Origin of the sequence: Terrisporobacter vanillatitrophus (assembly GCF_051148895.1) — a bacterium.
Taxonomy (GTDB): Bacteria; Bacillota; Clostridia; order Peptostreptococcales; family Peptostreptococcaceae; genus Terrisporobacter; species Terrisporobacter vanillatitrophus.
The window spans coordinates 2,976,915-2,991,889 of record NZ_CP154625.1; the positions used below are offsets into that span (position 1 = coordinate 2,976,915).

Below are 14,975 nucleotides of genomic sequence, written 5' to 3' on the forward strand. Positions count from 1 at the left end.
TTAATTTTTATTATATATAAAATACTTCTTTCACTCTTTAAACTCCTACAAAAGTTTTTTATTTTAATTAGCAAATTATGACAAAAATATAAAAGGCCTAAAAGACCCTTTATATTTTCCTAATATCTGCTCCTAAGTTGTTTAATATAGCTTCTATATTTTCATACCCTCTTTCCACATGATATATATTACTAATTTCACTTTCTCCCTCAGCAGCAAGTGCTGCCAAAATCAAAGCTGCCCCGCCTCTCAGATCAGGTGATTTAGTTTTTGCACCATATAATTTATCAACTCCATTTACTTTGCATAAATGAGCACTTATTATCTCTGTATTTGCTCCCATTTTATTAAGTTCGCTACAATGCATAAAACGATTTTCAAAGATTGTCTCATAAAAAATATTATTTCCATCACTCAATGTCATAAGAGCCATCATTTGGGCTTGCATATCCGTTGGGAAATTAGGGTGTATGTCTGTTTTTAAAAAATTTATTGCTTTTATTCTCTTTGGCGAAGTTACAATTAGTCCTTCCTTAGTGTATTCAATATCACATCCTGCTTTTATTAGAGTATTATTTATAGGTTCCATATGAGATTTTACTATTTTGTCTACTTCTAAAGATCCTCCTGTTATTGCACTGGCAACCATATAAGTCCCTATTGCAATCCTATCAGGAATAACAGTATGCTCTACTTTATCTAGTCTATCTACGCCTTGTATTTCTATAAAATCACTTCCAGCTCCACTAACTTTAGCTCCCATTTTATTCACATAATTTTGCAGGTCCTCTATTTCTGGTTCCTTTGCTGCATTATATATTCTAGTCGTTCCCTTAGCTTTCACAGCTGCTAAAATAATATTCTCTGTAGCACCTACACTTGGACTATCAAGAATTATATCATTTCCTATAATTTCTTTTCTTTCACAGTTTATAATCGAACCTTCTTCTATTTTCACTCCTAGTTTTCTAAAAGAGTTTAGATGTAAATCTATAGGTCTTTTACCTATTGCACAACCCCCTGGCTCATATATTTTAACTTGCTCTAACCTACTAATCATAGCTCCAAGTACAATAATAGAAGATCTCATTTTCTTGACATATCCTTCATCTATCTCATTGGATGTCAGATTAGAGCTATCTATTACTAATACATGGTCATTTAAATCAATTTTACACCCTATGCTTTTTAATATCTCTATCATTGTATATACGTCAGCTATTAATGGAACATTATGAATAATATTAATATTTTCATTCAATAAGGATGCAGCCATTAATGGTAAAATGGAGTTTTTCGCCCCTTTTATACTTAAGGTTCCGTGTATTTTGTTTCCACCAGTTATTAGATATTTAGACAAAATGAACCCCCCTAATCATAATATTAAATCCCTTATTATTAAATATTATGAGTTAGGGGGGGTATATGTTACTTTTTCTTTATTCCTATTGTTTTTATTTCCTTAGTTTCCTCTGTAGCCTTTATCTCTTTCGATTCTTTCTTTTCTTTTTTGGTAATATTAATTTCTTGTTTTTCATTATATGCTCTCATAATTTCATCGTATATTAAATCTATGGCTTGAGGTTTTCCAATAGATTTACTTGCATTAGCCATATCTATTAGTAATTCCCTATCTCCTAATAATTTAAATACTACTTCATTTAACTTTTCAGGAGTTAAATCTTTTTCTAATATAGCAATTCCTGCACCTTGAGATTCTATACTCTTAGCATTATATTCTTGATGATTTTCAGCAGTATAAGCCTTCGGTATTATAATAGATGGTTTTCCAAGAGCTGTTATCTCTGCTAAAGATATGGCTCCAGCACTTCCTATTACTATATCACTAGCTGCTAATCCATCAGCCATATTATCTAAATAAGGCATTACTCTTTGATAAGGTTTCAAAGAAATTTCTCCTAAAGATTCCATAAATTCATCAAAATATAGTTTTCCAGTGGCAAATATAAATGCAATATCTTCTTTTACCATATTATTTATTACAAGTCTCATTGCATCATTAATTTCTTCTGATCCACCGCTACCACCATAACAAAGAACCATTTTTTTATCTTCACTTATTCCAAGTTTTTTTCTCGAAGTAGATTTTCTTGATTGCAATATTTCTTTTCTTACTGGATTTCCTGTAAGAACTAGTTTATTTCTACTTTCTTCAGGAAATCTTTCATGAGAATCTTCGAAACTTGTAAGGACCCTTGTAACAACTTTAGAAAGTATTTTATTTGTTACTCCAGGAAATGAGTTTTGCTCATGAACTATTGTCACGGTTTTATTTAAAGCTGAGTTAAATAAAACTGGTCCACTTACATATCCACCAGTTCCTATTACTATGTCTGGTTTATATTTTTTAACTATTCTTCTAGATTGTTCTAATCCCTTACATAGTTTAAATATTCTTTTAACATTTTCAAAGTCTATTTTTCTTCTAAATCCTTGTACTGTTACAGTTTTTAATTCATATCCGTATTTTGGAACTATTTCTGATTCTATACCTTTCTCTGTTCCTACAAATAATATTTCACAATCAGGATTTTCTTCTTTTATTTTGTTAGCGATTGCTATTGCTGGATAAACGTGTCCTCCCGTTCCTCCGCCTGATAGTAATACCTTCATCGTATCATCTCCTGTTATTTAATCTTGACATGTTTTGAGATGTTTAACACTATTCCTACTTCACCCATAAGCATGGTCAGCGAGGTTCCTCCATAACTTATAAACGGCAGGGCTACTCCTGTATTTGGCATAGTCGATGTGGCAACAGCAATATTTAATGCTGCTTGAATACCTATTAGAGCTCCTATACCTATTACTAACATGCAAGCAAATATGTCTTCACATTTTAAAGCTATACGAACACATCTATAAACTAATAATATAAATAACATAATTACTAATATACATCCTATTAAACCTAATTCTTCACCTATTATGGCAAAGATAAAATCATTTTGTGGTTCTGGTATGTAAAAATATTTTTGTTTACTTTTTCCTAGGCCTAAGCCAAATAATCCTCCTGATCCTAATGCATACAAACTTTGTATAACTTGATATCCAGCTCCTAGCGGATCTTGGAACGGATCTAAAAAGGAAGTAATACGTTTTAATCTATAAGGCTCTATCATTACTAAAACACCAAACAGTGCCACTCCTGATAATCCCATAACCCCAACAAACTTCATATTCATTCCTGCTACAAACAATATGACAAAGGTTACAAGTACTACTGTACCAGCTGTAGACATATTCGGTTCAAGCATTATCAATACAAATATTAGCATAGGCATAATCAAAAGTGGTAAAACACCTTTTGTCAAAGATTTTATTTTATCATATCGTTTTTCTACTAATTTTGCTGTAAATACAACACAGGCAAATTTTGCTATATCTGATGGCTGAAAAGTTGCTCCTCCCACACCTAGCCACCTTTTAGCACCATTAGCTTCTATTCCAAGCGGTGTTAAAACTAAAAGTAATAATACAATGGCAACTATGCAAATTGGTGTGGCATACTTCTTCCAAAGTTTATAATCCACATTGGAAAGAATCATCATTCCTATAAATCCCAGTGTTGCATAAATTAAATCTCTTTTTAAAAAGAAATAGGGATCATTATGTTTAAATGAAGATTGAATATAACTTGCACTAAACACCATGATGATCCCAAAAAATACTAAAATCATGGTAGTATAAAATACTACTGAATCAAAATCAGTCTTCATCCCCCTGTCAATCTGCTTTTTTAAAATTTTACTAGGCATCTGATAGACTACCCTCCATTTCGCAATAAATTGCTTTGAAGGAGTTATTTTAAGTTGTTTACATTATCTTTGAAGTCGCGTCCTCTCACTTCAAAACTTTTGTACATATCCCAACTTGCGCAAGCAGGAGATAAAAGAACAACATCTCCACTTTCAGCTAGGTTATAAGAAGCTTCTACAGCTTCTTTCATATTGTTAACTCTAATTATAGTTTTATAATCTTTTTCTTTAGCACATTTTTCAATTATACTAGAAGTTTCACCCATTAAAACTAAGGCTTTAATATTTTCTTTTCCTACTTCTAAAAGCTCATTAAAATCACTTTCCTTATTGTATCCACCAGCTATTAGTATAATTGGATTTTCATAAGAAGTTATTGCCTTAACAGTTGAATCTGGATTTGTTCCCTTAGAATCATTTACAAACATAATATCATTTAATGTTCTAACATATTCTAATCTATGTTCTACAGCTTTAAATGTTTTTAATACATGTTTTAGAGTTTCTAAATCCACATTACATACGTAAGACATAGCAATAGCAGCCATACAATTTTCTAGATTATGTGCTCCTGGTAGACTAAGTTCTTTTTTATTTAATAAAACAATTTTTTTATCTATATGAATAACTATATTGTTGTTTTCATCTAAATATACACCTTTATCAAGTTTTTCTTTTCTTGAAAAGAATATTACTTGACCATTACAATTAGATTCTAGTGCTCTAACTTCTTTATCGTCATAATTTAATATGGCAAAATCACTTTTATCTTGATTTTTAAATATATTTGCTTTAGCAGCTATATAATTTTCCATAGTATGATGTCTATTTAAATGATCTGGAGAAAAATTCAATATTGATGCAACTTTAGATTTAAAATCAACAATACTTTCCAACTGGAATGAACTTAGCTCTGTTATTAAATATGAATCTTCATTTGTAGTTTCTACTGTATCTATAACAGGATTTCCAATATTTCCAACTATATACGTGTCCTTATTGTCCGATTTAAATATTTCTCCTACTAAAGATGTTGTAGTAGTTTTTCCATTTGTTCCAGTTATGCCTACAAACATAGGATTTTTAGAAAGTCTATAAGCTAATTCAACTTCTCCTATTATCTCTATATTGTTTTCTTTTAATTTTAATATAAAAGGTAAGTCTAAAGGTACTCCAGGAGATACTACTGCTAAGTCTATGTGGTCAACATTTTCTGGATGATATCCAAGAATATACTGAGCATTTTTTATATTCCTTAATTCTAGTAAAATATCTTTTAATTTTTCTTCATCTTTTATATCATTAACTATTATATTTGCTTCTAATTTGCCTAATAATTTAATTGTTGAAACACCTGTTTTAGCTAAACCAACAAGTAAAATATTTTTATTTTTTAGGTTCATTGTTTCCCCCCCTAGTGATTAGAATACTGCAATTATTCCTATCCATGCTAATACTACTGTAGTTATCCAAAATATAAATACGACTCTAGTTTCTGGCCATCCACATTGTTCAAAATGATGATGTATTGGAGCCATTTTAAATACTCTTTTACCAGTCAATTTAAATGATACAACTTGTAATATTACTGATATAGCTTCAGCAAAATAAATACCTCCTACTATTGGTATTAGAAGTACTGAATTTGTTAATACTGCAAAAGCTACTACTGCTCCACCTAAAGCCATAGAACCTGTGTCACCCATGAATACTTTAGCAGGATATGAGTTGAATCCTAAAAATCCTAAACAAGCTCCCCCAGTAGCTGCTGCAAGTATTGCAACATCACTGTTGCCTATTGTTGTTGCCAACATCATAAAAAATGCTGATACTATTAAAGTTACTCCAGATGCTAGACCATCTAAACCATCAGTTAAATTTACAGCATTTACCGTTCCTATTATAATAAACATCATTATTGGTACATATAAAGGCCCTAAGTTTATTACATAATCAGTAAACGGAACCATTACTTGTGTTGCACTCGGTGATGCGCTATATTGATAATAAGCAACAAATAACGCAAGAGCAAATTGTAGTACAATTTTTTGATATGCTTTAAGCCCTAAAGACCTTTTCATTTTAATTTTGATGAAATCATCTAAAAATCCTACAAATCCAAATCCTGTTATACATATTAATCCTACTAATAAATCTCTATCCACTTTTGTTCTTGTAAGTCCCGTAATAAGGATAGCTATTATCATTATTACCCCACCCATAGTTGGTGTTCCATTTTTTTGTAAATGAGTTTGTGGTCCATCATCCCTAACTGTTTGACCAAATTTAAATTTTGATAACATTGGTATAAATATTGGTCCTAGTATAACTACTATTAAAAATGCGATTATCGCTGTATACGTAAGCTGTGTTATTCCTAACATAATATAAAACTCCTCTCCCTAGTTCGCTAATTATTTTGTCTATTTATTAAGATGTTCAACAACTTTTTCTAGATGCATTCCTCTTGATGCCTTAACTAAAATAGTGTCATTTTGTTTTATGATATCATCTAGCTTTTCAATTGCTTCTTCTTTTGTTTCAAAATGATAAAGATTGTCAGGGTTCATATTATTTTCTTTTAATTCTTTTTCTATAAACTCTGAATCCTTTCCTATTGCTATTAATATATCCACATTGTTTAAAGCTGCCTTGCCTACTTGTCTATGGCCAAACTCTGCAAATTCACCCATCTCAAACATATCTCCAAGTATTGCTACTCTTCTGCTTTTATATCTTCCAAGAATATTTAATGCAGCAGTCATAGAGTCGATACTTGCATTATAAACAGAATCTATTATAGTTAAATTATTATTTTTTATTATGTCTAATCTATTTTTGGTACATTGGAAATTTTTCAAACCATCTTTTATTTCCTCTAATGTCATATTCAGATTAATCCCTACTAATATTGCTGCCATAGCATTATATATATTATGTTTTCCAACTGTTGGGATGAAAAATTTTTCTCTTTTTCCATCAATAATAGCTATGAAATCTATACTGTTTTCATCCATTTCGAAAGATTCACAATATATATCGTTATCTTTTTCAAATCCAAAAGTTCTTAATTTATAAACTAAATTTTTACTCTTTAAAGTTTTTAAGCAATCATCATCTCCATTGACTATTAATAAAGAACTTTCATCAAAGTTTGCTGTTATTTCCATTTTTGCTTTAAAAATACCCTCTCTACTTCCCAGATGTTCTACATGTGAATACCCAATATTAGAAATTATGCCTATTTGTGGATTAACAATATTTACTAAGTATTCAATTTCATTGAATCCACTCATTCCCATTTCTATCACTGCACATTCATGTTCTTTATTTAAATTAAATAAAGTTAATGGCACTCCAAATTGATTATTCAAATTTCCTACGTTTTTCAGTGAGTTGTATTTTGCACTTATAGTAGAATATACCATATCTCTAGTAGTTGTTTTTCCCACACTACCTGTAACGGCTATAAACGGTATTTCAAATTTTTTCTTATAAAATCTAGCAATATCACCAAAAGCTACTTCCGTGTTGTTTACTTCTATTACATTAATTTCTTTATTCTCTATGTCAACGTTGTTATCTTTATTTTTTATAATAGTTTTACAGCCTTGATTTATAGCTAAATTAATGAAATCATGCCCATCTAAATTTTCTCCAACTATAGCAACAAAAGCATTGTCTTTACTTGCTTTTCTACTGTCTATTACTATGTCATTTACTAAAGTTTCTTCGCTACACTTAGAAACTAACTGTCCTTCACTTGCAAGTATTAACTCTTTTATAGTTAAATATTCCATTTCAACCTCCTTATTCATTTTTAATTTCATACTTATCTTTATAAAAGGCAATGCATTATATACATTGCCTTCTATACATTTATCTTAATAATTATATACCATATTAACTTTTTTTTGAAGATATTTATAAGTTTCTGTAATATTAATTATCAAAATAAATAGATATTAAAGATCCTTCATTTACACTAACTCCAGGTTTCGGAAACATATCTTTAATTATAGTACCTTCTTTTATATCTACATCATTATCTATATTAGCTTCTAATTGAGCTTCTTCTAAAATTTTTGTTGCATCTTCTATAGTTAAACCTCTAACATCAGGCACCTTCACTTTATTTTTCACTTTTTCAGCTTTTTCTTCTTCAGTATATTCTGGCTCTACACCTAAATATTTCAATGTGTTACTCATTACTTCTTTTATAATTGGTCCTGCTGTTGTTGAACCAAATTGCATAACTCCTGTAGGCTCATCAACTATGGCAAGAACTACAATTTGTGGATCGTCAGCTGGCGCCATTCCAATGAAAGAACATACATAATGTCCTTGAGCATAAGATCCATTTATAACCTTTTGTGCAGTTCCTGTTTTTCCACCTAATCTATATCCTGGTAAGTAAGCTATCTTACCTCCACCTTCTGTTACAACAGATTCCATTATTTCTCTCATTTGTGCAGATGTTTCTTTTGAGATAACTTGTTTAACTTGTACTGGGTCTACTTCCTTAGTTATATTTCCTTTATTATCTGTATATGCCTTTACTAATCTTGGTTCCATTCTATTTCCTTCATTTACTATGGAACAAACTGCTGTAATAAGTTGGATAGGTGTTACTGATATAGATTGACCAAATGATATGGTTGCTAGTTCTACAGGCCCTACATCCTTTTCATTGTACATTATACTTCCTGCTTCACCTGGTAAATCTATTCCTGTTTTTTTATTTAAACCAAATGCTTCTATGTAATCATACATTTTTGAAACACCAAGTCTTCTACCTACTTCAACAAAGACTGGGTTACATGAGTTTTGAACACCTTGTTTAAAGGTTTCTAATCCATGAGGTCTATAAGATCTCCAACATTTAATTTTTTTTCCCTCAACCATGACACTACCACTACAAGTAAATTTGTCGTCTTGCTTAACAACACCTTCTTCTAGCCCTGCTGAAGAAGTTATAAGTTTGAATGTTGAACCTGGTTCATATGTATCACTTACTGCTGTATTTCTCCACATAGTTGAGTACGCTTTTATTTTTTCATTATCATTTTTACATTCTTCTAATAGTTCTTCATAAACAGGATAAATTGCTTTTGTAGGAGTATTTGGATCATAGTCTGGTTTTTTTACCATTGCCTTTATATCTCCTGTTTTAGGATCCATAGCAATTATAGTTACTTTACTTGCATTGTTTTCTTCATAAGCTTTTTGAGCTGCCTTTTCACAATAATGTTGTATTACTTCATCAACAGTTAACACTAATCCATTTCCTGTTGTTGGTTCATAATATTGTTCAGAGCCTTGAGGTATTTCTTTTCCTGCTGCATCGGTACTTACAATTAGCTTTCCTGCTGTTCCTTTAAGGACATTATCATATTTTAATTCTATTCCTGCTACACCTGATGAATCTGAAGATGTATGACCAAGTACATAAGAGGCAAAGTTCCCATATGGATAATATCTTTGGTTATCTTCAGCTACCCATATTCCAGATAATCCTGATTTAGTAATTTTATCTGCCGTGTCATCGTCTATCCATCTTTTCACTTTAACTAAAGCCATGTTTTTCTTATTAACTTTTTTGTATACATCATCATATTTTTCATCTAATATTTTTGCCAGATTTTCAGATGTTTTTTTTGCATCCTTTACTTCAACTGGCTTACACCACACTGTATATTTTGTAACACTTACCGCTAATTCTTTCATATTTGTATCATATAGAGTTCCTCTTTTAGCCTCTATAGGAATCTCTCTTGTCTGTTGTTCTGATGCTTTTGTACTAAGCCACTCTCCTTTAACCAGTTGTAAATATCCTATTCTAAATATCAAGGTTAAAAATAAGGAACAGGCCAACACCATCACTATGACTAATCTTTTCCTGCTGTTTATTTTTATCTTCATTAACAACCTCCCTTTCTAATCCTTTAAGTCAATATATCTCATTTGACTTTCATTAGGGTAATCCATTTTTAACTTTTCTTTTGCATTTTCTTCTATATTAGTAATGCTGGAATTTTCTAATTGTTGCATTTTTAATCCATCTAAAACTATCTCTTCTTTTCTCAATTGCTTTTTCAATGTGTTAATCTCATATTTGTAATTTGATACAATAGCATTACCACATAAATTTGTGATGATTATTGATACCACAGGAAATGCAAACAAAATAGGCTTAACTAATTTTTTTATTTTTCTCTTTTTATATCTATTCTTTTTTCTCTTTTTATATTCATTTATGTTCTTTACTCTTTCCTTTTTATTCAAAAAATCACCCCCATCTTCTGTGGTATATACATATTTAGTTTTTTTGTGTCTGCCTTCCTTTAATGACTTATACAAAAATTCATACATAAAAGATTATGAATTTTTATATGTAGAACAATTTTTTAAAAAATTTATACTTTCTTTCATTTTTTTGAAGTATTAAATAGAATTAAATATGTTCATTTTCTTTATATTTTTAATAAAGTAATTTATACTTAAATTAATATTGCTTAAAAAGGGGTAATTATTATGGATGAAATAATTAAGGCCTGCGAAGAATTACAACCTTGGCTGATAAAAGTTAGAAGAGAATTGCATAGAAATGCAGAACTTGGATTTAAGGAATACAAGACAAGAAATATATTGATAAAATATTTAAATGAAATGAATGTTAGTTATGAGAGTATAAATGATTCTACTGGAATCATAGCATTAATTAATACAAATGCTTCGTTAACCATTGGTATAAGAGCTGATATGGATGGCTTGCCAATAGAAGAGAAGTGTAATATAGATTACAAATCTGAAAATGAAGGAGTAATGCATGCTTGTGGTCACGATGCTCATTTAACAATAGCCCTGGGACTTTGTAAAATATTATGTAGGTTTAAAAATAGATTAAGAGTAAATGTAAAGTTTATTTTTCAACCAGGTGAAGAAGTTGGTGGTGGAAAAATTATAGTAAATAGAGGTGTTTTAGATAGCCCTAAAGTAGATTATATATTTGCATTGCATGTTGCTCCTCATCTATTATGTGGCTCTATGGAAATAAAATCCGGGGTAATGGCTGCTTCTACTGATAGATTACATATTACTGTAAAAGGTAGAAAAAGTCATGGAGCTTATCCTCACGATGGTATTGATGCAATAGTAACTTCTTCATATTTAATTTCATCTTTGCAAACAATTGTAAGTAGAAATATAGATCCCAATAATTCTGTAGTAATTACATTTGGCAAAATTTTCGGAGGAGTAAAAGGAAATATAATTTGCGATGAAGTTAATTTAGTGGGAACTTTAAGAACTCTAAATAACGAAGATAGAATTTTATCAAAAAAAAGAATAAAAGAAATTTGTACACATGTAGGTAAAACCTTTAACTGTTCAATTATCTTGGACATAAAAGAAGGTATACCCTTACTAATAAATGACAAGGAATTAGTAAATAAAATAATAAAAAATGGAGTTGAAGTTTTAGGAGATGACAAAGTAATTATAAAAGATAAATCTTCCTTAGGCTCTGAAGATTTTGCTTATTTTTTACAAGAAACTAGGGGGGCTTTTTTTAATATAGGATGTGCTAATAAAACTATTAATTCCCCCATACATACATCTACATTTAATATTGATGAAAACTGCTTACTTACAGGATTACTTCTACAATCAAAAAATATTTTTATGTTTCAGTAAAGAGGAGGAATATATGAGAAATACATTATTATTAATTATATTAATATCTACTGCGATTATTTTTTATGGTTGTAATAAAAATTCAAATGAGGATAGTCCAGTTTCTCTATCTTCAGTAGATATAAGCTCATTAAATAATAAGAAAATTCTAGGTGTAATACATGATGAAAATTTAGAAGAAGGCATTTATCAAATAATAACAGACAATAATAAATATATATTTTTTAAAGGCATTAAAAATGAATATATAGATATTGATTCAAGACTTGAAGATAAAACACTTATAATAAGTTGCAATACCTCCCCTTCTTCAAAAAGTAAGGATGAACTTTATGTCATAAGAGAAAAAAATACTACTTCATCAAATGATAAAAGTATATTTTTTGATACAATACTTTTAAATATAAATAATAAAAAAGTACCTTTTAATTCTATTCAAATAAAATAAAAAGCTCATTTTAATATGAGCTTTTTATTTTACATAAAGATTTTATATTTCATTTAATTTCCACTTACTTCCTTTATATCTAATAATAAAGCATACTGATCTAAATATCCAATCAATACTCATGGCCACCCATACGCCTAAAACTCCAATATTCATATATCTTCCTAATACATAACTAAAACCAATTCTAAAAATCCACATAGAAAAAATAGCAACTATCATACAAAATTTAACATCATTGGCTGCACGAAGAGTATTTGGAAGTACAAATGATGCGGTCCATATAATAATAGCCAAACTTCCATGATACAAAATAATATCCATTGAAATCTTTGCTGTATAATCTGATAAATTGTAAGCATTTAAAATTAATGGCATACTTATAAAAGTAACAATAACCGTAAGTAATATACATATAGTACTTATCTTAACTAATTTTTTCGTATAATATTTGGTTTGATCATAATCTCCTGCACCTATACACTGTGATGTTACAGAAAGAGTTGCTTGGCTGATTGCCATGCCAGGTATTATTTGAAAAAGTCCAACAGCATTTGCTACAGCATTTGCCGCAATAGCTGTTGTTCCAAAAGTTGCTATTAAATTTAGTACAATAATTTTCCCAAGTTGAAACATACCATTTTCCATACCATTAGGAACACCAATATAAAGTATTTTTCTAATTAATACTCTATCAAATTTTTTACATATTCTTTTAGACAAGTGAATTTGTAAACTATCATTTCTTATCAAAATAAAAATCACTACAGCAGCTACAACTCTAGAAAATACCGTTGGTATGGCTGCTCCTGCAATTCCCATTTTAAAGACATATATTAAAAAATAATTTCCTATTAGATTTATTAGATTCATCATAATGGATATTTTCATCGTGATTTTAGAATTTCCCATAGCTCTAAATAATGCTGCCCCGCCGTTGTATATTGCAATAAAAGGAATTGACATAAATACTATGGTTAAATAAGTATTAGAATAGTTCATAACATCTTGTTCTATATTCCCAAAAACTATATAGAGAATAAAATATTTACTCAAATATACTATTATCATAACAGTAATAGAACTTAAAAATAGAAAAAGCATAAGCTGATCAGCACTTTGACAAGCTTTATTCTCCTTTTTTTGCCCTAAATATTGACCTGCTACTACTGCTCCTCCTGTGGCAAGAGCTGTGAAAATATTTATTATAAGAATATTTATACTATCTACTAACGATACTGCTGATACTGCAGTTTCACCTATACTAGCAGTCATAATAGAGTCAGCTAAACCTACAGTTACTAATAAAAATTGCTCTACTATTAAAGGGAAAATAAGTCTATATAAATTTTCATTTGTGAATAAATATTTCTTTGTTTTTTGAGTGATTTCCATAATAAGCCCCCTTTACAACATTCACTAATAATTATATCAGATGTTCATTTTGTATACATAAAATTTACTTTACTTTAATAACAACATGGCTAAAAAATTTGCTTTACTTGAGTCACACACTAACAAAACACTTTGTGTCGCAAAAATTGATAAATATATTGTAAACGATATTAACTAGTTATAACTTTATACAGTCGCCTTACTCTATTTCAAGTAGTAGATATTATAAATTATCCACAGACCAGATAATTTATAATATCTTTGTAATTAAAAAAGAAAGATGAAGTTTATCATCTTCCTTTTTATTTTCTCTATAATGATGACTTTTCTAAAGCTTGATTTAAGTCCCAAATTAAGTCATCTATATCTTCTATTCCTATAGAAACTCTTATCATATCCGGTGTAACACCAGCTAGTTTTTGCTCCTCTTCATTAAGCTGAGAATGAGTAGTGCTTGCTGGATGTATAACTAGAGATTTTGCATCTGCCACATTTGCTAAATGAGAGAATATTTGTAAACCTTCAATAAATTTTATCCCTGCTTCTAATCCTCCCTTTATTCCAAAGGTAAATATTGAACCTGGTCCTTTTGGTAAGTATTTTTGTGCCAAGTCATAATATTTATTTTCTTTTAAACCGGGATAGTTTACCCATGCAACTTGAGGATGATTATTTAAAAATTCTGTAATTTTCTTAGTATTCTCCACATGTCTTTCAACTCTTAATGATAAAGTTTCAAGTCCTAATAATAATTGGAATGCACTTTGTGCACTTAGACAAGCCCCTGTATCTCTTAAATATTGAGCTAGAAGTTTTGTAGTATAAGCTGCTTTTTTACAGTCTTTAGCATAGTTTAAACCATTGTAAGATAAGTCTGGCTCTGTTAAACATGGGAATTTCCCACTTTCTATCCAATCAAAATTTCCACTATCAACCACTACTCCACCTAAAGTCGTTCCATGCCCACCTATAAATTTTGTAGCTGAATGAACAACAATATCAACACCATAATCAAATACTTTTATTAAGTAAGGCGTTCCAAAAGTATTATCTAACATAAATGGAATTTTAGCTTCGTGAGCTATTTCTGCAATTTTTTCTATATCGATAATATTTATTCCTGGATTTCCTATAGTTTCTGCATAAACTAATCTTGTTTTATCGTTTATTGCTGCTCTAAAGCTTTCTGGATCATCAGGATTTACAAAATGAGTTTTAATTCCTAATTTAGGTAACATATTTGATAATAGATTAAATGTTCCACCATAAATCGTTGGTGCAGCAACTATTTCATCACCAGCTTGAAGTATATTTAATATAGCTGCATTAATAGCACCCATTCCAGAAGCAAAGGCTACAGCTCCTACTCCACCTTCAAGTAAGGCCATTCTTTCCTCAAATACTGCCACAGTTGGATTTGATATTCTTGAATAAATATGCCCCTCTGTTTTTAAGGCAAATAAATCAGCTCCGTGATCTACACTTTCAAAACAATATGATGTTGTTTGATATATTGGAACTGCTCTAGCTCCTGTTGCTGAATCTGGTTGTTGTCCCCCATGAACTTGTAATGTTGAAAAACCTAACTCTCTTTCACTCATTAGTTATATCCCCCTTGTTATTTAATATAAATAATATTAAACAATATATAAAAAACC

General features: G+C 29.8%; 12 protein-coding genes. 2 read left to right on the top strand and 10 right to left on the bottom strand.

What is annotated here, in order from left to right; all coding sequences use genetic code 11:
• Positions 1-109: 109 nt before the first annotated feature.
• From murA to TVTCOM_RS14815, 8 genes are all read right to left on the bottom strand, one after another.
• Positions 110-1,360 carry a UDP-N-acetylglucosamine 1-carboxyvinyltransferase gene (gene murA / locus TVTCOM_RS14780; RefSeq protein ID WP_434797033.1) on the bottom strand — a complete coding sequence of 417 codons (1,251 nt, stop codon included), beginning with the start codon at positions 1,358-1,360 and terminating at the stop codon, positions 110-112.
• Positions 1,361-1,428: 68 nt separating this feature from the next.
• Entirely contained in the window at positions 1,429-2,634 is a 1,206-nt protein-coding gene (murG, locus tag TVTCOM_RS14785; protein WP_434797034.1) for an undecaprenyldiphospho-muramoylpentapeptide beta-N-acetylglucosaminyltransferase, read from the bottom strand.
• A gap of 14 nt (positions 2,635-2,648) precedes the next feature.
• On the bottom strand, positions 2,649-3,740 hold the full coding sequence (gene spoVE / locus TVTCOM_RS14790; RefSeq protein ID WP_434797035.1) for a stage V sporulation protein E: 1,092 nt from the start codon (positions 3,738-3,740) through the stop codon (positions 2,649-2,651).
• An 83-nt stretch (positions 3,741-3,823) separates the two neighbouring features.
• Positions 3,824-5,182 (bottom strand): UDP-N-acetylmuramoyl-L-alanine--D-glutamate ligase, encoded by a 1,359-nt coding sequence (gene murD, locus TVTCOM_RS14795; RefSeq protein WP_434797036.1) that lies wholly within the window; start codon positions 5,180-5,182, stop codon positions 3,824-3,826.
• Positions 5,183-5,200: 18 nt separating this feature from the next.
• Positions 5,201-6,166, bottom strand: a complete 966-nt coding sequence (gene mraY, locus TVTCOM_RS14800) for a phospho-N-acetylmuramoyl-pentapeptide-transferase (RefSeq protein WP_434799754.1) — start codon at positions 6,164-6,166, stop codon at positions 5,201-5,203.
• A 36-nt stretch (positions 6,167-6,202) separates the two neighbouring features.
• A complete protein-coding gene (locus TVTCOM_RS14805; protein WP_434797037.1) occupies positions 6,203-7,579 on the bottom strand; it encodes a UDP-N-acetylmuramoyl-tripeptide--D-alanyl-D-alanine ligase in 1,377 nt (458 codons plus the stop codon).
• 142 nt (positions 7,580-7,721) lie between these two features.
• On the bottom strand, positions 7,722-9,701 hold the full coding sequence (locus TVTCOM_RS14810) for a stage V sporulation protein D (protein ID WP_434797038.1): 1,980 nt from the start codon (positions 9,699-9,701) through the stop codon (positions 7,722-7,724).
• Between the two features lie 15 nt (positions 9,702-9,716).
• Positions 9,717-10,064, bottom strand: a complete 348-nt coding sequence (locus TVTCOM_RS14815; RefSeq protein WP_434797039.1) for a hypothetical protein — start codon at positions 10,062-10,064, stop codon at positions 9,717-9,719.
• Between the two features lie 249 nt (positions 10,065-10,313).
• Here TVTCOM_RS14815 and TVTCOM_RS14820 point away from each other — a divergent pair, with 249 nt between their 5' ends.
• Positions 10,314-11,474 (top strand): M20 metallopeptidase family protein, encoded by a 1,161-nt coding sequence (locus TVTCOM_RS14820; RefSeq protein ID WP_434797040.1) that lies wholly within the window; start codon positions 10,314-10,316, stop codon positions 11,472-11,474.
• 13 nt (positions 11,475-11,487) lie between these two features.
• Positions 11,488-11,922: a hypothetical protein gene (locus TVTCOM_RS14825; protein ID WP_434797041.1), complete on the top strand. Its 435-nt coding sequence runs from the start codon at positions 11,488-11,490 to the stop codon at positions 11,920-11,922.
• A gap of 42 nt (positions 11,923-11,964) precedes the next feature.
• On the opposite strand, the gene TVTCOM_RS14830 is transcribed toward TVTCOM_RS14825, so the two are convergent.
• Both TVTCOM_RS14830 and TVTCOM_RS14835 read right to left on the bottom strand, forming a co-directional pair.
• Complete coding sequence (locus TVTCOM_RS14830; protein ID WP_434797042.1) at positions 11,965-13,317, bottom strand: MATE family efflux transporter; 1,353 nt, start codon at positions 13,315-13,317, stop codon at positions 11,965-11,967.
• Between the two features lie 311 nt (positions 13,318-13,628).
• Entirely contained in the window at positions 13,629-14,918 is a 1,290-nt protein-coding gene (locus TVTCOM_RS14835; RefSeq protein ID WP_434797043.1) for an O-acetylhomoserine aminocarboxypropyltransferase/cysteine synthase family protein, read from the bottom strand.
• Positions 14,919-14,975 lie beyond the last annotated feature (57 nt).